Origin of the sequence: Amycolatopsis sp. cmx-8-4 (assembly GCF_046548675.1) — a bacterium.
Taxonomy (GTDB): Bacteria; Actinomycetota; Actinomycetes; order Mycobacteriales; family Pseudonocardiaceae; genus Amycolatopsis.
In genome coordinates, this window is the sequence record NZ_JAEBDZ010000039.1 from 43,204 (window position 1) to 63,691 (window position 20,488).

Consider the following 20,488-nt stretch of genomic DNA (forward strand, 5'->3'; position numbering starts at 1 on the left):
TGGACCGTCACGATGTCGACGGGGACGTCGCCCTGTTACGGGGGATCACGCTGTCGCGCCGTACCGGTGGCGCAGGCTGCCCATCATCGCCTCGATCTCGGTCCGGTAGAGCACCGCGGTGTCGATGCCGGTGGCGGTCAGGTGCCCGCCCAGTTCGAGGCTGATCAGGCCGTGCAGCCGGCTCCACCAGACCAGCCCGAAGTGCGGCACCCCGCGGGGGAGGTGGCGCCGGCCATCGCCGCCGTTCCAGCACCGGATTTGCCGGTCCAACGCGGCCGGGAGCGAGGGGGCGGGTGGCTCGCCGGCTTCGGCCACGACGCCCAGGAACACGTCCATGCACCGCTGCGCGGCTGACGCGATGCGGTCGGCGGCCTGGTCGCGGGCCGAGCCGTAGGTGGTCTCGTAGGCCAGGTGGTAGGCGTGGGGCTGGGCCAGAGCCCAGTCGCGGTAGGTGTTGGCGACCGCGCCGACCCGCGCCGAGGCGGACGTCTCCCGGGCGGAGGCGGCTTCGAGGGCGCCGGCAAGCGCCAGATGGATATCGACCGCCAGGTCGGCCAGTAGTTCGTCGCGGCAGGCGAAGTAGCGGTACAGCGCCGGTGCGGACATCGCCATGCTCCGCGCGATCGCGTTGAGCGACACCGTCTCCGCGCCGCCTTCGCGCAGCTGGTCCATCGCGGCGGCCTTGATCTCGGCCACGGTCTGGCGCCGGTATCGCTCGCGCCGGGTCGGCTCCTGCTCGGGCATCGTGCAGCACCTCCTTTTGCGCTATGGGTTGACGCAGTATGACATAGCGATGCATAGTTACGACCATTAACAGAGCGACTGAGCGTCGCGCTACCTTCAGGAGTCGGCCATGACCGAGACGAACCTCCCTGCCGAGGCCACCGTGACCGCCACCGAGGTGGTGCTGCCGGGCAAGGTCGAACCGTCCGGGTTCCAGGTGCTCCGGCGCTCTTTGCCGGCGCCGGCCGCCGGTCAGGCCCTGGTGCGCGTCGAGTCGACCGCTGTTTCCTTCGCCGAGAGCGCGATGCGCCGCGGCCGCTACTACGGCCAGCCCGCGTTCCCGTTCGTGCCCGGTTACGACCTCGTCGGCGTCGTCGAGGCGGTCGGCCCGGGGGTGGACCGCGCCCTGATCGGCCGGCGGTTCGCCGCGCTGACCAAGACCGGCGCCTGGGCGACGGCCGTCGTGCTGCCCGCCGCCGACCTGGTGGCGGTGCCCGACGGCGTGAGCGCGGACGAGGCGGAGACGTTGACGGTCAACGGGCTGACCGCCTACCGAATGCTGCACCACGTCGCGAAGGTGAAAGCCGGGCAGACCGTGCTCGTGCTGGGCGTCGCCGGTGGCGTCGGCACCCTGCTGGCCCAGCTCGCCCGCCACGCGGGCGCACGGGTGATCGGCACGGCGAGTCCCCGCCATCACGAGGCCCTGCGTGAACTGGGTGTTCAGCCGGTCGACTACCGGGATCCCGACGTCGCCGCCCGGGTCCGGGAACTCGCCCCCGACGGCGTGGATGCCGTGTTCGACCACCTCGGCGGGGCCGGCATCTCCCGGTCCTACCGGTTGCTCACCAGCACCGGCACCCTCATCTGCTACAGCATCGCGAGCAAGCTCGACGACAGCACTCCGGTGCTGCTCAGCTTCCTGCACGTGCTGACGAAACTGACGTTCTGGAACTACCTGCCCACCCACAAGCACGCGAGCTTCTTCGACGTGTGGTCGGGCGCGGGCAAGCCCGGCTCGGCGAAGCGGGAGGCGTTCCGCGCCCGGATCCGCACCGACCTCACCCACGTCTTCGGGCTTCTGCGTGATGGGGTGCTCACCGCGAAGATCGCCGCCCGCTACCCGCTCACCGAAGTGGCGGCGGCCATGGAACTCTCCGAGTCCTCCGGCCGGACGACCCTGGGAAAGATCATCCTCGTTCCGTAGTCGGAGCCGGTGAACCCTTGTACCGGAAGGACGATCGACCATGGAGAACCCGCCCGTCGGCACCCGGCCGCCGAGCAGGATGTCAGCGGCGCCGGCGGGTGCCGCCATCGCCCTTGTGCTCAGCGCGCTGGTCTACGCGATCAGCGAGACCGTCACAGCCCGCGCCTGGTCCACGCCGGCCTACAGCTACAGCGCGAACTACGTCAGCGACCTGGGAAACCCGCACTGTGCACCGTACGACGGGCGGACCGTCTGTTCTCCGTTGCACGCACTGATGAACTGGGGGTTCGTCGCCCAGGGACTGCTGCTGGCCTGCGCCGTGCTGCTGGTCGGCCGGGTGGTTCACGGCCGGACGCGAGCAGTGGTGCTCGGCATCGGCGCGGCAACCACAGTGGGCTTCGCGTTGACTGGAGCCGTGCACAGCTCGCCCGACGCGGTGGCGCGGGGCACGCTGTGGCCGCACTACGCGGGGGCGACGATGGCGATCCTCGGCGGCAACGCGCTGGCGATCGTCGTCAGCCGGCACTGGCGCCGGCTGCGGATCCCCACGGGTCGTCGTCGTCGGCGTACAGCTGCGCGAACCGGCTCACCGGCGCCGACCGCGCGGGCGGCTCGCGGAAGAACGTCTCGGCCGGCGCCTGACCGACGAGGTCAAGGACCGCGTCCGACGGTCGCGCGTGTCCGGCACCCGCAACCTGGTCGAAGGCCTGCGTGCCACTGCCGAGGCGGAACGGCCTCGGGTCCTCGTCTCCAGCTCGGGCGTTGCCTACTACGGTCCGCGGGGCGACGAGGAGGTCACGGAGGAGGCGCCACCGGGTGACACGTTCCTCGCCAGGGTTTCCGTCGAGTGGGAGCGCGAAGCGGCCCGGGCGGCCGAGTTCGGCGTCCGCGTCGTGCGGATGCGTACCGGTGTCGTGCTCGACGCGTCGGGCGGGACGCTGAAGTCGCTGCTCGCGACCTACCGTGCCGGCCTGGGCGGGCCGATCGCGGGAGGTGCGTTCGCCGTGCCGTGGATCCACCTCGACGACATCGCCGGCTTGTACGTCAAGGCGGTCGACGACGCGTCGTGGAGCGGCGCCTACAACGGCACGGCGCCCGGACCGGTCACCCAGCGGGAGTTCTCGAAGGCGCTGGGCCGGGCACTGCACCGCCCCGCCGTGGTGCCGATGCCCGGATTCGCGCTCAGGATGGCCCTCGGCGAGATGGCGGACATGGTGACCACGGGCCAGCGCGCCGTTCCCCGCCGGGCACTCGACGGCGGCTATGTCTACGCGTACCCGCTTCTGGACGCGGCGTTGACGGCCGCGTTGAACCCTCCGGATGAAGGTTCGTGATGACGACCGCGGCGGCAGGTGTGGCCGTTGCCGCTGCGACGTCCCATCGCGTTGGTCAACGTAGTGGATGTGGTCTCGCGGGGATGCGGGCCGCGCCCGCGGCCACCGTCGCGAGGTCTTCGTTCGAGAAGCCGGCGCGACTCAGCACCGCCAGGGACTTGTTCGTGGCCAGCGCGCACAACGCCAGCTCCGCCGCTTCCCGCTCGTCGGCCCCCGCCGCCAGCATCGCCTGGTCCAGCATCGCCCGCAAACCGTCGATCAGGGCGCGGACCATCGCCTGGCCCGCCGCGTCGAGGGCCGGGAACTGCGCTGCCGACATCGTGAGCAGGCAGCCGTCCGGGACCGTCGGGTCGGCGATGCGGTTCAGGGTGACCTGCAGGTAGGCGGCCACCACGGCGCTCGGGCTCGGGTGGGGGCCGGCCAGTGCCCGGGCGTACAGCGGGTGGTAGGTCTGCGCGTACCGCTGGAGGGCCTCCCGGAAGAGGGCGCTCTTGTCGCCGAAAGTGTTGTAGAGCGAGCTCCGGCCCAGGCCCGTGCCCTCGGTCAGGCGGTCGATCGAGGCCTCCGAATAGCCCCAGCGCCAGAAGACGTGCATCGCGCGTCGCAACGCCTCGTCGACGTCGAACTGCTTGCGGCCCGCCATGTTCGTCAGCCTACACATCTTGCACCGATCGTTTCAAGATGCGTATGGTGGCCGGCATGACAAGTTGCACCGATCGTTCCAAGATGAGCCCGGCCGCCGACACGACACACTTGAGTTCGCTGCGGCTACCCGAAGGATTCACCGACGTCTTCACCAGCCGGCTCGTGGAGCTGGACGGGCTGCGGCTGCACGCGGTCACCGGCGGGGACGGCCCGCCGCTGCTGCTGGTCGGCGGCTGGCCGCAGACCTGGTACGCCTGGCGGGAGGTGATGCCCGCGCTCGCCCGCGAGCACACCGTCGTCGCCGTCGACTCGCGCGGGGCCGGGCTGTCCGACAAGCCCGGCGACGGTTACGACGCCGGCACGCTGGCCGCCGATCTGGTCGCGCTGATGGCCGCGCTCGGGCACGACCGGTTCGACGTGGCCGGCCACGACATCGGCATGTGGACCGGGTACGCCCTCGCCGCCGATCACCCCGAGCGCGTGGGCCGGCTCACCGTCGTCGACGCCATCATCCCCGGCCTCACGCCGACCCCGTCGGTCTTCAGCACGGCCGCGGTCAACCAGCGGCTCTGGCACTTCGGCTTCAACCGGCTCAGCGACCTCAACGAGGAGCTGGTCCGAGGACGGGAGCGGTTGTTCTTCGGCCACCAGTTCGCCACCAAGGGCGCCACCCCGGCCGCGATCCCCGCCTACGCCGTCGACGTCTACGTCGACGCGATCGTCGCGGATCCTCGCGGGCTGCGGGCGAGCTTCGCGTACTACCGCGCACTGGACGAGACGATCGCGCAGAACGAGCGGCGCAAGAAGACCCGGCTGACACTGCCGGTGCTCGCCGTCGGCGGCGCCCGGTACAGCGGCGCACTGGTCGCCGACACGATGCGGGCGGCGGCCGACGACGTCACGGAGGTGGTCCTCGACGACTGCGGCCATTACGTGGCCGAGGAGCAGCCGGCACGGTTCACCGAGATCCTGGCGGACTTCCTCGCCGGCAAACCGGTAGCAGGCGCGACGCACGGCTGACGCGTTCGCGGCGGAGTTTCGCCACGCTTGTCTTCGCCCCCGCGACCATGGCCGGCGCCGCCGTCGTGTCCTCCCGGTCGTTCCGCACGCTGCGGGCTCAGCGCGTGGAGGCCGCCGGGTCCTGACCGCCCGCGGGCGTCCGGTTCGCGGTGACGATCGCGCCGGCGAACCGGAGCTTCGCCTGCACCGCCGGCGAGAGCGCGAACGGGTAGAGGTCGTCCTTGCCCATGCTGCGGTTGAGCTGGTTGAGGGCGCGCGACAGCGGGATCCAGGTCGCGATCAGCTCGTCGACGTCGTCGGTCCGGTCTTCGGGGACGGCGTCGACCCGGCTGCCGGGGTGGGGCGCGATCGGCGTGCCGGCGACGAGGACGCCGAGTGCCGCGGCGGTCTGCACGGTGTCGCGGATGTGCAGCAGGTGGGCGAAGGTTTCGGCCCAGTCCTCCCAGGGGTGCGCGGCCGCGTAGTGGCTGACGTGGTCTTCCGCCCAGCCGGTCCCGGGAGCACTTCCGTAGTGCTTCTCCAGGGCCTGCTGGTAGTCGGCTCGCTCGTCGCCGAACAGGTTCCGGAACGCGGCGGGCGCGTCGGCGATGAGCAGATCCCAGTACCAGTGACCGATCTCGTGCCGGAAATGGCCGAGGAGGGTGCGGTACGGCTCGGCCAGCCGCGCGCGCAGGCCTTCGCGGAACCCGTCGTCGCCTTCGGCGAGGTCGATGGTGATCACGCCGCCGGCGTGCCCGGTGGTGACCGGCCGGCCGGTGCTGGAGAGCAGGTCGAACGCCAGGCCGTGCCGGGGATCGACGCTTCGCGGCGTCACGGGCAGGCCGAGGTCGTCCAGTTGGTAGACCAGCCGTCGTTTGGCGGCTTCGGCGGCGCGGAAGGCGTCGAGGGCGTCGACGTCTTCGTCGGCGGGGCGGGTCCGGGTCAGCTCGCAGCAGCCGCAGAGGGGACCGTCCGCGGCGAGCCAGTTGCAGCCGGCGAGTTCGGTGTTGGCGCAGCGATCGCGTCCGGTCGTGCGGAGCATCGACGCGGTCGCGCGGTCGTAGCCGACGTCGGTGCCGCACACCACGCAGGCCGAGTTCTCGAAGAACAGCAGGTTCGCGCAGTGCGGGCAGGTGAACGTGCGCAAGCTGGACGTCCTTCCGGTTCAGGTGCGGTCGAGCCGCGGGTAGAGGACTTCCCGGACGAGGAGCAGGAGCGCGGCCGCGACCGGGATCGCGACGAGGGCGCCGACGACGCCGAGCAGCGCCCCACCGAGGATAACGGCGACGACCGTGATGAGCGCGGGCACCTTGACGGCGCCGCCGATGATCCGCGGCACCAGGACGTAGTCCTCGACGAGCCGGTAGCCGATGAAGAAGCCGATCGTGCCCAGGCAGACGGGCAGGGACACGGTGAGCGCGACCAGGCTGACGAGCACACCGCCGACGACCGACCCGACGACCGGGATGAGGTCGAGGATCGCGACGGCGATCGCCAGCAGGGCGGCGTAGGGGACGCCGAAGATCAGCAGCCAGACCAGCGTCAGCACCCCGGCGATGACCGAGATGGCCAGGTTGCCGAGTACGTAGCCGCCGACCTTGGTGAAGATCTCGTCGCCGATCAGGATGGCCCGCGGCCGCCGGGAGTGCGGGATCAGCCGGTAGCCGCCGGCGCGGATGCGGGGGAGGTCGACCAGGAAGTAGACGGTCAGCACGACCAGCAGCAGCACGTTGGTCAGCGCGCTGAACACGGCTTGGCCGGCGCCGAGCAGCCCGCTGCCGATGCCCGGGCCGCTGACCAGGCTCTCCAGCTGCTGCTGCAGGTGGAAGCGTTCGTTGAGCTGGCCGAGGGCGGTGTTGTGGTTCTGGGCGTCGTGGAGGTAGCCGGGCGCCTTGGTGACGAACTGGGTGGCTTGCTCGACCAGGACGGGGATCGCGGCGGTGAGGAACCCGCCGATGGCGAGCAGGCCGACGACGAAGACGGTGGTGACGGCGAGCCAGCGGGGGAAGCGGTGCCGGGTCAGCCAGGCGACGGCGGGTTCGAGGCCGATGGCGAGGAACAGGGCGAGCCCGATGAGGACGAGGACGTCCTGGAGCCCGGCGATGATCTGCACGAGCGCGTAGATCACGGCGACACCGGCGGCGCCGGCCATGCCGATCAGGAACGGGGAGCGCCGGTTGAGCGGTTCCCCGGTCGCTCCCAGCGGCTGAGCCGTGGTGCTGAGCTCGGCCGCGGCGGCTTCCGCGTCGGCGAAGGAACCCCCGTCGTGCGGGGCCTCGTCGGGAAGGCGGTCTTCGGGTTCGGGCATGCGTCGGACTCCCTGCGCTCACTGGAGTTCGCCTGGTTACCCACTGCGGCGGTCGTTACTCGGTCATCGGCGAGAGGGTTCGCCGCGGCGGGGACGGGTAGTCTCGGACGACCCGACGCGGAGCCGCGCGGGGAACGGCGGGCCGGGTGATTACCCCACCTGCGACGAGATAACCGTGGCACGGGGACATCGGACGGTCCCTTGTGGACTTGGCCGGCTCGGGGCGGGTCATTCGGCACTTGATCGGGTCATCGCCGGTTATCCGGCGGATCCGCGGGTACCTGATCCCTCAGCTTTCCACCACGAGGAGGACGCAAGTGGCCCGCAAGACCCCCGGCAAGCTCGTCAAGACCGCACTCGAGAAGGCGGTCGAGAAGGTCACCGAGCTGACGAACCCCCCGATCCCCGGTACACCCGGCAGCGGAACGCCGTCCCTCGACGAACCGATCGACCCGCGTGAGCCGCTGCCGCCCAAGCCGGACCAGGACGCGCCGGAGACCGTGACCCCGACGGGCGCGCCGACCGGCGCCCCGAAAACGTCGATGGGACAGCAGGGCGAGTACCTCACCACGACGGCCGGTGCCCGGCTGGCCGACACCGACCACTCCCTGAAGGCGGGCGAGCGCGGCCCGACGCTGCTGCAGGATCACCACCTGCGCGAGAAGGTCATGCACTTCGACCACGAGCGCATCCCCGAACGGGTCGTGCACGCGCGCGGTTACGGCGCGCACGGGGTGTTCGTCGGCTACGGCACGGCCTCGCACGTCTGCCAGGCCGGTTTCCTGGGCGACGGGGTCGAGACGCCGGTGTTCGTGCGGTTCTCCACGGTCGTCGGCTCGCGCGGCTCGGCCGACGCCGTGCGCGACACCCGCGGGTTCGCGACGAAGTTCTACACCCAGGAAGGCAACTTCGACCTGGTCGGCAACAACATCCCGGTCTTCTTCATCCAGGACGGCATCAAGTTCCCCGACATCATCCACGCGGCCAAACCGCACCCGGACCGGGAGATCCCGCAGGCGCAGAGCGCGCACGACTCGTTCTGGGACTTCGTCTCGACCCACACCGAGGCCACCCACCACGTGCTGTGGCAGATGTCCGACCGCGCGATCCCGCGGTCCTACCGGACGATGGAGGGCTTCGGGGTCCACACCTTCCGGCTCGTCAACGCCGACGGGGAGTCCGCGCTCGCGAAGTTCCACTGGAAGCCGAAGCTGGGCGTGCACTCCCTGGTCTGGGAGGAGGCACAGCTGCTCAACGGCGTCGACCCGGACTTCCACCGCCGCGACCTCGCCGACGCCATCGAGTCCGGCGCGTTCCCGCAGTGGGAGCTGGGCGTGCAGATCTTCCCGGACACCCCGAGGCAGACGTTCGAGGGCATCGACCTGCTGGACCCGACGAAGCTGGTGCCGGAGGAGCTCGCCCCGGTGCAGCCGGTGGGGATGCTGACGCTCAACCGCAACACGACGAACTACTTCGCCGAGACCGAGCAGGCCGCGTTCCACGTCGGGAACCTGGTGCCCGGCATCGACGTCACCGACGACCCGCTGCTGCACGCGCGGCTGTTCTCCTACCTGGACACCCAGCTGACGAGGCTGGCGGGCCCGAACTTCAACCAGATCCCCGTCAACCGCCCGCACGTGCCGGTCAACGACATGACGCGCGACGGCTTCCACCAGCAGGCGATCCACGGCGGGGTCGCCCCGTACAAGCCGAACTCCCTCGACGGCGGTAACCCGTTCGAGGCCGGTGTCGAGGCCAAGCCGTTCGTCGAGGTCGCCCAGCCGCTGCCGAAGGCGGCGAAGGTCCGGCAGTCGCCGGTGTCGTTCGCCGACCACTACACGCAGGCGAGGCTGTTCTGGCTGAGCCTGACGCCGATCGAGAAGCAGCACGTCGTGCTGGCGTTCACCTTCGAGCTCGGCAAGTGCTACGAGCAGGCGATCAAGGAACGCGAGCTGCTCGTACTGGCCGAAGTGGACCGTGAACTGTGCCAGAAGGTGGCGCTGGGCCTTGGTCTTCCCGCCCCGACCGCCGGCGGACGGCCCAAGAAGGTCACGCCGAGCCCCGCGTTGTCCCAGATCGGCGGGACGTGGCCGACCGACGGGCGCATCATCGGGATCGTGGTCGACCCCACCGACCTCGACGGGGTGCGCACGGTCCGCGAGACCATCCTGGCCGCGGGCATGGTGCCGTTGCTGATCGCGCCGACCGGTGGACCGCTCGACGCCGACAGCGGCCTGGTCGCCCAGCGCACCCTCCTCACCGCGCGTTCGGTCGAATTCGACGCCCTGCTGCTCGCGGGGAGCCCGCCGCCCGGTGCGGACGCGCTGTCAGCCGAGGGCCCCGAAGCCGGCGCTGCCGTCGATCCCCGGGTCGTCCTGATCGTCCAGGAGTGCTTCCGCCACGCGAAGGCGATCGGGGCCTGGGGCAGCGGGCGGGCCGCGCTCGAGGCCGCCGGCTGCGCCACGGGAGCGGGGATCGTCCTGGACGACGACCCGGCGACGGTGTTGGCGAAGACGACGAAACTGCTCGGGGCCCACCGCGTGTGGGAGCGGTTCCCCGTGTCGATCTCCTGAGAAAGGCCGGTCGTGACCGAAGCACTCACCGATGAGGAACTCGACTACCTCCGCTCGCTGTTCGACCTCGCCCGCACCGGCGACACCGGACGGCTGGCGGCGGCGATCGAGGCCGGGATACCGGTGAACCTCACCAACGAGGCCGGCGACTCCCTGCTCGTGCTGGCCGCGTACCACGACCACCCGGACACGGTGCGCGCGCTGCTCGACGCGGGTGCCGACACGGCACGGGTCAACGACCGGGGCCAGACCGCGCTCGGAGCGGCGGTGTTCCGCCGCTCCGAGCGCAGCGTCACCTGCTTGCTGGCCGCAGGCGCCGATCCCGCCCTCGGCCCGCGGTCCGCGCTCGACATCGCCCGCTTCTTCGACCTGCCGGAGATGCTGGCCCTGCTCGTCCCGCACCCCGGGTAGCGGTCAACGCTGCAGGTCGGCCGCGGGTCGGTGGATGGCCAGGAGCACGGTGTCGTCCGCGTACACGACGACGTCGTGCATCCGGGTGACGATCTCGCGCGGCAAGACCGTCGCCGGACGATCGGCGTGCGTGCGGGCGATCTCCAGCAGCCGGGCCTGGCCCTCGTCGATGTCTTTGCGGGACTCGACGAGGCCGTCGGTGTAGAGCAGCAACGTGGCCCCCGGCGCCAGGTCCAGATCGACGAGGCACGGGCTGCCGGGGTTCGGGAAGCCGACGCCGCGGCCGACGACCGGTGGGCGGAGGAACCGCGTGTCGCCTGCGGCGTCGGCCAGGACGGGTTCGGGGTGGCCGCCGTTGGCGAGCTGGGTGTCGCCGGTGACGGGGTCGATCCGGGCCAGCAGCACGGTCGCCATGAGGGCGGGGGCGATCGCGGCGAGGGTGTGGGAGGCGTGGGCGATCAGGTCCCGATAGGGGTGGCCTTCCAGGGCGAGGGTGCGGATGGCGTGGGTGACGGTGAGGGCGTCGCGGGTCGAGGCGACGCCGTGGCCGACGGCGTCGACCAGCGTCACGTGCAGGCGGCCGTCGGGCAGGACGAACCAGTCGTAGAGGTCGCCGCCGGTGGGGGAGTCCGGCTCGGTCGGCGAGTAGCAGACGCCCAGTTCCAGCCCCGGAACGGCCGGTGGCGGGGGTCGCAGGGCATCTTCCAGCTCTTGGAAGATCCGGGCGTGGGCGTGGCGGAGCTGCTCGTCGCGTTGTTCGAGTTCGACGTACATGGCGAGCACGCCGCTGTTGGTTTCGGCCAGCTCGTGCCTGAGCGCGCGCTCTTCCCGGGCGAGCGTGTCCGCGCGAGTGGTCAGCGCGAGCATCTCTTGCCGGGTCGCCAGTTCGTCGTCGGCCGGCGCCGGGACCGGGCGATCGCCGGCGATCAGGCGCCAGGTGACGCGGTCGCCGTCCGTCACGGCGGCCGGCTGGGGCAGGGTGTCGAGACGCCGCTGCGACAGCGGCTCCGGGAGCCGGACGCCGATGGTGAGCACGCCATCGGCCACAACGGTTTCGAGGCCGACCGTTCCGCCGGTGTCGACGACGGGTTCGGCGAGGAGAGTGACCGCCAAGACCAGCCGGGCCCGGACTTCGACGGGGATTCCGGCCACTTCGCACGCGGTGCGGACACGATGGCGCAGTGACACGACGATTCCGGCCTGTTCCAGGTCGGGTACGGCAGGTGTCCCGTCCGGAGCTGGTTTCGTGCGAGACACAGTCACACCCTCCACTTTGGCATCCCCCTGCCGAACCGGCAGTACGGTCCGGGCGCGCTCCAGGCCATCGGGGTCCACCGCAGGACCATGGCCGGGGGAGGAGCACCGGGCCGGGCAACTGCTGCTGACGACGCCGCAGAAGACGGGCCCGGCGCCGACGGGCCCGTTCACACCTCCGGTGGGGGAGTGCTCGGCGGGCCGGCTTCGTGGCCGGGCCGGCCGCGGGTGCGGCGGGCGTCCTTCATCTGCTGTTCCTGCAGGTGACGGCGCCCTCCGGTGAACTCGGCCAGCAATGACCGTTCCAGGTCGCGGCACGTCCGGTAGTAGCCGTCGTCGTAGTCCTCGACGACCTGGAACGTCCACCGATCGGGGAGCACGTTCAGCCCGATCAGCTCCTCGCGGATCCGCTCCGCCCACGCCGTGTGCCCGGCCTTCCCGAGCCGCTCCACCGCGTCGCCGAAGAGGAGGTCGGCCCAGCCCGTCTGCTGGTGGAACGCGTAGAGGTGCCCCCGCGCGCGTTCGATCGTCTCGAGGGCCTCGGTCACCTTGCCCACGGCGTCGAGGGTGGCTTCATCGGGTACGGAGTTGTCGGCCATCATCGGGAGTTTCCCCGGAAGCCGTGGCCGGAAACCAGCCGTTCGAGCAAACGGATCCGCCCGCGGTTCGGTACCGACCGCAGCGGGTGCCCCATCAGGCCCCAGCCCCGCAGCAGGGTGTTCGCGGCGCGCCAGCCGGTGGTGGCCGCCCGTTCCATGAGCGCCACGGGCAGGTCGACGCGGATCGCGTCGCCCGCGAGGACCAGACCGGGCTCGGGTGTTTCGACGGTGGGCCGGCGCGCGAAGCCGCCGACGGGGAACAGCGGGCAGTCCTGCCGGACGAGGGTGACTTCACCGATCAGGCCGGCGTCGGCGGTCTCGGGGTAGATCCGGTGCAGGCGCTCGTCCATCTCCCGCGTGACGCGGCCGGTATCGGCACCGGCCGCGTAGGCGTGCAGTTCGACGACGGAGCCGCGGTGGCGCCGGGCCCACCGGCGCGCTTCACCTTCGTACCGCTCGAGGACGCTGATGTTGTCCAGCGGCGGAAGGCCGCCCGTGCCGAGGAAAGCCGGGCGATCGGCCCGGACCGGCCGATCGAGCCAGAGCCGCCGCACGAGGAACGGTGGTGCCGTGCGCAGGTCTTCGACGGTGGTGCGCCACACCGGGGTCCCCAGGTCCGGGGAGCCGGCGAGGACACGCTGAAGCCCCGGCACGTCACAGGCCAGCACCACGGCGTCGTAGCCCTCGTCGCCGATGCGGAACCCGGCGGCCTCCCGCCGGATGCCGCTCACCGCGACGCCGGTGCGGATGTCGGCGCGCAGGCCGGTGAGGTAGCCGGCCAAGGGCTCCCACAGAGCCTGGGGGAACGGCTCGGCAGGGACGTCGAACAAGAGTCCTTCGGCGGAACCGAGGAAGTAGAGGTGGAACATCGTCGCGAGCTCGGCGGCCGAAAGCTCACTGGGGTCGGCGAAGAAGCTGCGGGAGAACACTTCGAAGGCCAGGTGCCGGGCGGCGGCGGGGAAGTTGATGGCCGTGAGGAACGTCGCGGCGTCGACGTGGTCGAGCTGCTCGTAGATCCGCGGCACGCTGACGGTGGCGAGGGGAAGCGCGCGCGGTCCGTTGAGCCGCACCAGGTCTCGCGCGGTGAAGGTGGGACTGCGCAGAGCGAACGCGAGCGCGTTGAACGGCGGTGTCAGCGGCAGGCCGGCGAAGGTGTCGGTGCGGCCGTGCGGATCGACGAGCGGGTAGTCCGGCACCTCGGTGAGCCGATCGAGGCCGGGGTCGGTGCGGGCGAGCAACGCGCGCAGGTTGTAGTACTGGCGGAAGAAGGCGTGGAACCCGCGGCTCATGGTCACCGCGGTGCCGTCCGGCAGGCGCTCGTCCCAGCCGCCGACCCGGCCGCCGAGGTGCTGCTCGCGTTCGAACACGGTGACCTCGACGCCGCGCTCGGCGAGCCCGGTCGCCGCGGTGAGCCCGGCGATGCCACCGCCGACGACAGCGGCCCGGGGGCGCCGGCCGAGGAGACCGGCGTCGGGGAGCCCGCCGTGGGCCGGATACGTCTCCAGCCGGCGGTCGCGGCCCGGGATCACGCGCGGGTTCCCAGTACCGTGTGGACGATCCCGCGCTGCCAGCCCGTCATCGTGCCGGTGCGGACGTCGGTGAACCCGGCGTCGGCGAGGCGGGCGCAGAGCTCACCCACGCCGTCGAAGGCCAGCACGCTGCGGCGCAGGTGCCGGTACAGCGTGGCGTCGCCGGTCGCGAGCCGGCCCGCGGGGATCACGATCGCGCCGCACACCGCGTTCCAGACCCAGCGGGCGCGCCGGGAGTCCCGCACCGAGTACTCGTGCACCGCGATGCGGCCGCCCGGGCGCAGCAGGCCGTGCAAGGTCTTCAGCTGCGCGTCGGGATCGGCGAGGTTGCGCAGGAGGTACGCCGCGAAGACGGCGTCGAACGGGCCGTGGACCCCCGCCAGTTCCTCGACGGGGGTGTGGTGGAACTCGACCGTTTCCGGCCACGTCTTCGCGCGGGCCTGGGCGAGCATCGCGGCGGACGCGTCGATGGCGGTGACGCGGGCGTGCGGCGCGGCGGCGAGCAGCGCCGCGGTCGACGCGCCGGTGCCGCAGCCCGCGTCGAGCACGCGCGACCCGGCTCCGCGGCCGGGCAGCCCGAGTCGCCGCGCGGAGATGCGCAGGTGGCGGTGGTAGCCGGGGTTGGCGCCGACGAGCCGGTCGTAGGCCGCGGCCCCGGCGTCGAACGCGGCGGGCACCTCGGCACGGGGAAGACCGTTGCCCGGCAGGGGGTTCATGCACTGTCCTTTCGCGACTTCCCGCGTTCCCACAGCAGCAGGACCGCGGTGACCATGGCGTAGCCGAAGAGGAAGTCTTCGACGGGGATGTCCCAGGGGAACCGCCAGCCGGTGATTTCACCGGGGGCGTACCGGACGATCGGTGCGGACAGCTTGGTGAGCCAGCCGTCGACCGGGACCTGGAAGGCGGTCACGATGGCCATCGTGACCCAGTAGGCGGGCCGCCGGAGCAGCCCGGTGCGCAGCACCAGCAGCTCGAGCACGACCACCGCGAGCACGGCGGCGACCGCGGGAACCGTGTAGCCCCACGGCATCAGCGAGACGCCCGTTGCCGGTTGCGCAGGAGCCGGCCGAGCAGGCTTCCGGTCAGCTGCACCGCTTCGTAGGTCAGCAGCCCGCAGACCGGGACGACGACGAAGAACAGCACCTCTTCCAGCGGAATGCCCAGCGGGGCCCGGAGACCGGTGACGAAGGCCGGGTCGAAGTCCCACACGCCCGTGGCGATCGCGATCGCGTCCCAGACCAGGAACACCGCGGCGACCGGCAGCACCGCCCGCGCCAGCCGCCGCGGCCTCCGGTAGACCCGGGCTCCGGCCAGTTCCAGCGGCAGTGTCGCGACGACGCAGGCGCCGAGGACGAGCAGGTACTCCACCTTGCCCACCTCAGCCCACCGCCACCGGGTGCCGGTGCCGCGCCCACCGGGCTCGCACGAGAGCGTCGCAGGCGGCGAACAAGCGCTGGTGCCGCGGCACCCGGGCGCGGCCGGCGAAGACGTTGTACCCGGCGGCCTCGATGCGGTCGAGGATGCCGCCGTAGAGCGTGAACGCGGTCCACACGCAGGGCCTGGACGCCGGGTGCAGCATGCCGATGCCGGGCCGGGCAGCGGCGTAGATCCGGCGGGTTCGCGCGACCTGGTCGGCGAGCGCCCGCCGGACCGGGGGATCGATCCGCCGGGTGGCGGCGCACCAGGCGAGGCGGTCGCGGTCGACGCCGGCCGCGGCGAGCTCGTCCGCCGGGAGGTAGACCCGGCCCCGGTCGAGGTCCTCGGCGACGTCGCGCAGGAAGTTCGTCAGCTGGAACGCCTTGCCGAGCGCGGCGGCGTGCGGCGCCGCTTCCGCCGCGGCGACGACGGTGCCGAGGACGGGCAGCATCTGCAGGCCGATGACCTCGGCCGAACCGTGCACGTACTCGTCGAGGGCGGCCCGGGTCGGGTAGCCGGTGACGGTGAGGTCCATCCGCATGGAGGCGAAGAAGGCGCGGAAGTACGAGTCCGCGATGTCGTAGCGGGTCGCGGTGTCGATCACGGCGGTGTGCAGCGTGTCCTCGCTGTGCCCGGCGGCGAGTTCGGCGAGGAACTTCCGTTCGACGTCGTGCAGCGTGGCCGTGAGACTGTCCGGGGTGGCACCGGGCGGTGGTTCGTCGACCAGGTCGTCGACGCGGCGGGCGAACCCGTAGAGCGCGTGGACGGCCGGTCGCTGGGCGGGGGACAGCATGCGGGTGGCGAGGAAGTAGGTCCGGCCGTGCCGGGCGTTGATCTCGCGGCAGCGCGCGTAGGCGAGGCGGAGGTCCGGCTCGGTGATGCCGGCGGCGTCGAGTTCGCGGCGGGTCATCGGGCCGCCTTCGAGGCGAGATCGACGGTGCCGGTGGTGGCTCGCGGAGTCCCGGTGATCCGGTCGGCGGCCAGCCTGCCGGAGATCAGCACCGTGGGAACACCGACCCCTGGCACGGTGCCGCCGCCGGCGAGCACGACGTTTTCCGTTCCCGGGGGCAGGTTCCGCGGGCGGAACGGTCCGGTTTGGACGAACGAGTGCGCGTAGCTGAACGGCGTGCCGGCCACCATGTCGCGACGCCCCCAGTCGGCCGGGCTCAGGGTGTACGACATTTCGGGTGCGAAACCGGGCAGCAGGCGGGCGCGGACGTGGTCGAGGATCTCCCCGGCGTACGGGCCGGCGTCGCTGTCCCAGTCCCGCGGCAGCCGCCGGAGGTTCGGTACCGGCGCCAGGATCGAGAACAGCTGCCGCCCGGCCGGGGCGAGTGCGGGGTCGGTGGCGCTCGGGCGGGTGATCAGCAGTGACGGGTCGCTCATCGTGCGCCCGTCCGTGATCAGCTCGCGGAACGTCGACGTCCAGCCGTGACCGAAGGAGATCGTGTGGTGCCCGACCGGCCAGTCGCCGGGGCCACCGGCGTGCAGCACCAGGGCCGACGGCGCGGCACGCAGCGGAACCGGCCGGCGCGGCACACGGCCGAGCAGCTCGTAGCTCCGATGGGGTTCGGTGGTCAGGACGAGCGCGTCGCAGCCGATCCGGTCTCCGTCGCCGGTGCGGACGCCGGTGATCCGGGCCCCCCGGCGCTCCAGCGACGTCACGGACACGCCGAACCGGAACTCCACCCCGGCGTCGGCGGCGGCGTTCGCCATCGCCCGGGGCACGGCGGCCATGCCGCCTTCGGGGAAGTACACGCCACCCACGGTGTCCATGTAGGAGATGACCGCGTACAGCGCGAGCGCCCGCATCGGCGACTCTCCCGCGTACAGCGCCTGGAAGGTGAAGACCCGCTTGAGACGTTCGTCGCGCAGGAAGGAGCCGATCCGGGAGTCCAGCCGCCGGAACCCGCCCAGGGCCACCAGCCGCGCGAGGTCGGGGGAGAGCAGGCCGAGTGGCGAATCGATGTTGCCGGCGACGAACCGGTCGAACTCCGTGCGGTACAACCGGGTCAGCCAGCTCCGCAACCTGAGGTACCCCGCCGCCTCCGCCGGCCCGGCGAAGGCCCGGACGGCCTCGGTCATCCGGTCCGCGTCGGAGTGCACGGGCAGGACCGAACCGTCGGCGAACCGCGCGGTGTAGGCCGGGTCGAGCCGGGTCAGCCGCACGTGTGCGGTCAGGTCGGCGCCCACCGCCGCGAAGGTGTCGGCGAGGATCGACGGCATGGTCAGCACCGTCGGCCCCGTGTCGAGGTGGTAGCCGTCGCGGACCACGCGCCCGGCGCGCCCGCCCGGGCCGGGATCGCGTTCGACCACGACGACCGAGCGTCCCCGCCCGGCGAGGTGCAGGGCCGCGGACAGTCCGGCCAGCCCGGCGCCGACGACCACGATCCGGTCGGTGCGGCCGGTCACCGTCCTCATCGGACCCGCTCGGTGCAGCGGACCGCCAGCGCGGTCAGCGCCGCGGCCGGCCGGTCCGGCAGGCCGGCCGGGTCGATCGCTTCGAGCGCGCGGTGGACCCGGTCGTCGATGAGCTTCTCCAGCTGATCACGCGCGCCGGTGGCGGTGATCAGGTGCTGCCAGCGTGCGACGGCGGCCGCGTCGACGGCGTCGGCGGCGAGCAGGTCGTCCAGCTGCCGGCGCTGCCGGTCGCCGGCCAGTTCCGCGGCGAGCACGACGACGCTGGACGCCTTGCGCTCGCGCAGGTCGTCGCCCGCGGGCTTGCCGGTGACGGCCGGGTCGCCGAACACGCCCAGCAGGTCGTCGCGGAACTGGAAGGCCTCGCCGATCAGTTCACCGTAGGTGCCGAGCACGTCGATGACGTGGGTGTCGCAGCCGGCCAGGGCGGCGCCGAACTCGAGCGGGCGGCGGACGGTGTAGTTGCCGGACTTGCGGCGGATCACGTCGAGCACGTCGGACCACGACGGCAGGGCGCGGGCGTCGTTGATCAGGTCGCCGAGCTGGCCCACGGCCAGCTCGGACCGCAGGTGATCGTGCACCGGCCAGCCGCGGGCCAGCACGTCGGCACCCAAGCCGCTCTCCCGCAGCATCTGTTCGGACCAGACGAGGAACAGGTCACCGGCCAGGATCGCCGCCGATTCGCCGAACCGCGCGGCGGAACCTCCCAGGCCGGCGGTTTCGTGCCACCGGGCGAAGGAGACGTGCAGCGCGGGCCGGCCGCGCCGCCGCGCCGAGCTGTCCATGACGTCGTCTTGAGCCAACGCGAAGCAGTGCAGTAGTTCGAGGCTCGCCACGGCGCGCAGTGCGGCTTCGTTCTCGGCTTCTCCGCAGCGCCAGCCGGCGTAGGCGAACAGAGGCCGGAGGAACTTGCCGCCCGCCACGAACTCCGGCAACGCGGTGGCCGCCGGCGTCTCGGCCGCCCAGCCGGTGAAGTGTTCCCCGACCCTTTCGGTGACGAAGCGGTGGACGTCGGCCGCGCAGCGGTGGCGCAGAGCGTCCAGCCATGCCGCGGGCGCGGTGGCGGTGTGGGGGATCACGGTCATCCGGGTTCCTTCTTCCGCCGGGCGCAGCAGATGCGTGATCGATGTCGGCACTGCCACCGTCCACAGGGGTTCTCGCTGGCTTTACCCTGACAGGGAGCGGATAAACCCGCGACTCGTGGCGATGCACGCGAATCGCCGGCGCGTTTGCGGGATCGATGCGCGTCGGTCACGATGACCTGGTGAGCGTCACCCAGCGAATCATCCGGCGGTGGCCGAGCCGATGGCCAGTCCAACCCTTCCGTGAACCACCTTGGGCGCGACAGGAACCGACCTACCGCGACTGCCCGCCCGCGGTGATCGAGGCGGCGGGCAAGCGCGCGTCCGCGCGGCCGTCCGGCAATTGGTTCGTCGTGGGGGCGAGCCGATCGGTGCGGACCGACCGGCCCTTCGGCGTGACGATCGCCGGGCGCGAACTCGTCGCTTGGCGCAAGGAGGACGGCAGCGTCCGCATCGGGCCCGGCGCCTGCCCGCACCTGGGCGCGCCGCTGGCCGAGGCCCGCGTCGACCGGGGTGGGCTGGTCTGCCGGTGGCACGGTCTCCGGCTCGACGGCGATCGCCGCGGCGACTGGGCACCCGTCCCGGCGCACGACGACGGTGTGCTCGTGTGGGCCCGGCTCGACTCGGCCGGGCGCGAACAGCCGTCCGACCGGCCGGTGGTTCCCGTCCGTCCGGCCGGCGCCGCCCGCATCGACGCCGTCGCCACCGTCACCGGGATCTGCGAGCCCGAGGACGTCGTGGCCAACCGGCTCGACCCCTGGCACGGCGCGTGGTTCCACCCCTACTCGTTCACCCGTCTGCGCGTGCTCGAGGCGCCCCAGGGCACCGACGTCCCCGATGACGAGGACCGGTTCCTGGTCGAAGTCACCTTCCGCCTCGCCGGGCACTGGGGAGTCCCGGTGCTCGCGGAGTTCACCTGCCCCGAGCCGCGGACGGTCGTGATGCGCATCTTGGCGGGCGAAGGCGCCGGGAGCGTCGTCGAGACCCACGCGACACCGCTCGGCCCCGGGCTCGACGGCCGTCCGCGGACGGCGGTGATCGAGGCGACGATCGCCGCGTCCGAGCGTCCCGGTTTCACCGTGGCCACGAAACTGGCCCCGGCGATCCGCCCGCTCATGCGCCACACCGCGAAACGGCTGTGGCGTGACGACCTCGCCTACGCCGAGCGCCGGTACGCCCTGCGCACCGCAGGCGGACGATCGAGCTGACCGACGCGCGGCACGGGCTTCGGTGTCGTTCCGCGCCTCGTCGAGATCGCCGCACTGGTGCTTGTCCGGGCGACGGATCACTTCGGAACGGCTACCTGACGCGAAGATCGCGGCGGGTGCTCCCCTAAGGCTCGGCGTGCGGCCGGTCGCCGCCCAGTGCGGCCAGCACGGTCCGGTAGGTCAGGTCGGCCCGCGCGCCCACCTCGCCCGCCGCGGCGCCCAGCGCCGGTGAATCCCTCGGCAGCCGTGCTGCTTCGTGGACGACGGCCAGGTAGAGGGCGCGGCACCACGCCGTGTCGGTGGCGGTGATTTCGCCGGCTTCGCGCAACCGCCTGAACAGCAGCTCGAGCCCGGCCGTGACCTCGGGGCTCATGGGTGTCATCTTGGTCGCCGGGTCCGCGGTGAGTTCCATGATCGCCCGGCTGCCGACCTTGAGCTCGAAGAGCAGCTCGGTCAGCCGGTACAGCGCCGCGACGGGCGGGGCCGTCGCCACTCGCGCCTGGTCGAGGCCGCGCAGGTAACGCTCGTTGAGCACGCCGGTCAGCGCCTCCAGCAACGCCCTGCGTGACGAGAACCGGCGGTGGACGGTGGCGCGCGCGAGCCCCGCGGCGTCAGCGATCCGCTCCAGCGTGGCGGTCGCGTCGACGGCGAGCACCTCCTCGGCGGCCGCCAGGATCCGCGCCGTGCTGCGCTCCGCGTCCGCCCGCAAGCGCCGCGGCTCGGCGTCGGCGCTCATCCGAACCGCCTCCTCCCCGCTCGACTTGTCGTCCCGGATCAGCCTACAT

General features: G+C 72.2%; 20 protein-coding genes. 6 read left to right on the forward strand and 14 right to left on the reverse strand.

Going from position 1 to position 20,488, the window contains the following annotated elements; translation table 11 throughout:
* Window positions 1-45: 45 nt before the first annotated feature.
* Complete coding sequence (locus ACLJQZ_RS43330) at window positions 46-744, reverse strand: TetR/AcrR family transcriptional regulator (protein WP_410626988.1); 699 nt, start codon at window positions 742-744, stop codon at window positions 46-48.
* A 109-nt stretch (window positions 745-853) separates the two neighbouring features.
* On the opposite strand from ACLJQZ_RS43330, the gene ACLJQZ_RS43335 reads away from it, so the two are divergent.
* Both ACLJQZ_RS43335 and ACLJQZ_RS43340 read left to right on the forward strand, forming a co-directional pair.
* The gene (locus ACLJQZ_RS43335; protein WP_410626990.1) at window positions 854-1,927 is read left to right on the forward strand and encodes a medium chain dehydrogenase/reductase family protein; all 1,074 of its coding nucleotides are present in this window, start codon (window positions 854-856) and stop codon (window positions 1,925-1,927) included.
* Window positions 1,928-2,604: 677 nt separating this feature from the next.
* The gene (locus ACLJQZ_RS43340) at window positions 2,605-3,261 is read left to right on the forward strand and encodes a TIGR01777 family oxidoreductase (protein WP_410626991.1); all 657 of its coding nucleotides are present in this window, start codon (window positions 2,605-2,607) and stop codon (window positions 3,259-3,261) included.
* Between the two features lie 55 nt (window positions 3,262-3,316).
* Here ACLJQZ_RS43340 and ACLJQZ_RS43345 read toward each other — a convergent pair whose 3' ends face one another.
* On the reverse strand, window positions 3,317-3,904 hold the full coding sequence (locus ACLJQZ_RS43345) for a TetR/AcrR family transcriptional regulator (RefSeq protein WP_410626992.1): 588 nt from the start codon (window positions 3,902-3,904) through the stop codon (window positions 3,317-3,319).
* Window positions 3,905-3,987: 83 nt separating this feature from the next.
* Here ACLJQZ_RS43345 and ACLJQZ_RS43350 point away from each other — a divergent pair, with 83 nt between their 5' ends.
* The gene (locus ACLJQZ_RS43350; RefSeq protein ID WP_410626994.1) at window positions 3,988-4,926 is read left to right on the forward strand and encodes an alpha/beta fold hydrolase; all 939 of its coding nucleotides are present in this window, start codon (window positions 3,988-3,990) and stop codon (window positions 4,924-4,926) included.
* A 97-nt stretch (window positions 4,927-5,023) separates the two neighbouring features.
* On the opposite strand, the gene ACLJQZ_RS43355 is transcribed toward ACLJQZ_RS43350, so the two are convergent.
* Window positions 5,024-6,052, reverse strand: a complete 1,029-nt coding sequence (locus tag ACLJQZ_RS43355) for a putative zinc-binding metallopeptidase (protein WP_410626995.1) — start codon at window positions 6,050-6,052, stop codon at window positions 5,024-5,026.
* A gap of 18 nt (window positions 6,053-6,070) precedes the next feature.
* Complete coding sequence (locus ACLJQZ_RS43360; protein WP_326950190.1) at window positions 6,071-7,213, reverse strand: AI-2E family transporter; 1,143 nt, start codon at window positions 7,211-7,213, stop codon at window positions 6,071-6,073.
* Window positions 7,214-7,530: 317 nt separating this feature from the next.
* Here ACLJQZ_RS43360 and ACLJQZ_RS43365 point away from each other — a divergent pair, with 317 nt between their 5' ends.
* Both ACLJQZ_RS43365 and ACLJQZ_RS43370 read left to right on the forward strand, forming a co-directional pair.
* Window positions 7,531-9,786 carry a catalase gene (locus ACLJQZ_RS43365; protein ID WP_410626997.1) on the forward strand — a complete coding sequence of 752 codons (2,256 nt, stop codon included), beginning with the start codon at window positions 7,531-7,533 and terminating at the stop codon, window positions 9,784-9,786.
* Between the two features lie 12 nt (window positions 9,787-9,798).
* Window positions 9,799-10,197: an ankyrin repeat domain-containing protein gene (locus ACLJQZ_RS43370; RefSeq protein WP_410626999.1), complete on the forward strand. Its 399-nt coding sequence runs from the start codon at window positions 9,799-9,801 to the stop codon at window positions 10,195-10,197.
* 3 nt (window positions 10,198-10,200) lie between these two features.
* Here ACLJQZ_RS43370 and ACLJQZ_RS43375 read toward each other — a convergent pair whose 3' ends face one another.
* From ACLJQZ_RS43375 to ACLJQZ_RS43415, 9 genes are all read right to left on the reverse strand, one after another.
* Window positions 10,201-11,349 carry a PP2C family protein-serine/threonine phosphatase gene (locus ACLJQZ_RS43375; protein WP_410627001.1) on the reverse strand — a complete coding sequence of 383 codons (1,149 nt, stop codon included), beginning with the start codon at window positions 11,347-11,349 and terminating at the stop codon, window positions 10,201-10,203.
* A gap of 272 nt (window positions 11,350-11,621) precedes the next feature.
* Window positions 11,622-12,053 carry a hypothetical protein gene (locus ACLJQZ_RS43380; protein ID WP_410627003.1) on the reverse strand — a complete coding sequence of 144 codons (432 nt, stop codon included), beginning with the start codon at window positions 12,051-12,053 and terminating at the stop codon, window positions 11,622-11,624.
* A complete protein-coding gene (locus ACLJQZ_RS43385; protein WP_410627005.1) occupies window positions 12,050-13,579 on the reverse strand; it encodes an FAD-dependent oxidoreductase in 1,530 nt (509 codons plus the stop codon). The genes ACLJQZ_RS43380 and ACLJQZ_RS43385 overlap by 4 nt, the downstream gene beginning before the upstream one ends.
* Window positions 13,576-14,295, reverse strand: a complete 720-nt coding sequence (locus tag ACLJQZ_RS43390; protein ID WP_410627007.1) for a class I SAM-dependent methyltransferase — start codon at window positions 14,293-14,295, stop codon at window positions 13,576-13,578. The genes ACLJQZ_RS43385 and ACLJQZ_RS43390 overlap by 4 nt, the downstream gene beginning before the upstream one ends.
* The gene (locus ACLJQZ_RS43395) at window positions 14,292-14,609 is read right to left on the reverse strand and encodes a lycopene cyclase domain-containing protein (protein WP_410627008.1); all 318 of its coding nucleotides are present in this window, start codon (window positions 14,607-14,609) and stop codon (window positions 14,292-14,294) included. Before ACLJQZ_RS43395 ends, ACLJQZ_RS43390 begins: the two co-directional genes overlap by 4 nt.
* The gene (locus tag ACLJQZ_RS43400) at window positions 14,609-14,956 is read right to left on the reverse strand and encodes a lycopene cyclase domain-containing protein (RefSeq protein WP_410627010.1); all 348 of its coding nucleotides are present in this window, start codon (window positions 14,954-14,956) and stop codon (window positions 14,609-14,611) included. Before ACLJQZ_RS43400 ends, ACLJQZ_RS43395 begins: the two co-directional genes overlap by 1 nt.
* 1 nt (window position 14,957) lies before the next feature.
* Window positions 14,958-15,905, reverse strand: a complete 948-nt coding sequence (locus ACLJQZ_RS43405) for a phytoene/squalene synthase family protein (protein ID WP_410627012.1) — start codon at window positions 15,903-15,905, stop codon at window positions 14,958-14,960.
* Complete coding sequence (gene crtI / locus ACLJQZ_RS43410) at window positions 15,902-17,416, reverse strand: phytoene desaturase family protein (protein ID WP_410627013.1); 1,515 nt, start codon at window positions 17,414-17,416, stop codon at window positions 15,902-15,904. The genes ACLJQZ_RS43405 and crtI overlap by 4 nt, the downstream gene beginning before the upstream one ends.
* Window positions 17,413-18,498 carry a polyprenyl synthetase family protein gene (locus ACLJQZ_RS43415; RefSeq protein ID WP_410627015.1) on the reverse strand — a complete coding sequence of 362 codons (1,086 nt, stop codon included), beginning with the start codon at window positions 18,496-18,498 and terminating at the stop codon, window positions 17,413-17,415. The genes crtI and ACLJQZ_RS43415 overlap by 4 nt, the downstream gene beginning before the upstream one ends.
* A 155-nt stretch (window positions 18,499-18,653) precedes the next feature.
* Here ACLJQZ_RS43415 and ACLJQZ_RS43420 point away from each other — a divergent pair, with 155 nt between their 5' ends.
* Window positions 18,654-19,703 carry a DUF5914 domain-containing protein gene (locus ACLJQZ_RS43420; RefSeq protein ID WP_410627017.1) on the forward strand — a complete coding sequence of 350 codons (1,050 nt, stop codon included), beginning with the start codon at window positions 18,654-18,656 and terminating at the stop codon, window positions 19,701-19,703.
* Between the two features lie 124 nt (window positions 19,704-19,827).
* Here the strand turns inward: ACLJQZ_RS43420 and ACLJQZ_RS43425 are convergent, their stop codons facing one another.
* Complete coding sequence (locus ACLJQZ_RS43425) at window positions 19,828-20,439, reverse strand: TetR/AcrR family transcriptional regulator (RefSeq protein WP_410627019.1); 612 nt, start codon at window positions 20,437-20,439, stop codon at window positions 19,828-19,830.
* Window positions 20,440-20,488 lie beyond the last annotated feature (49 nt).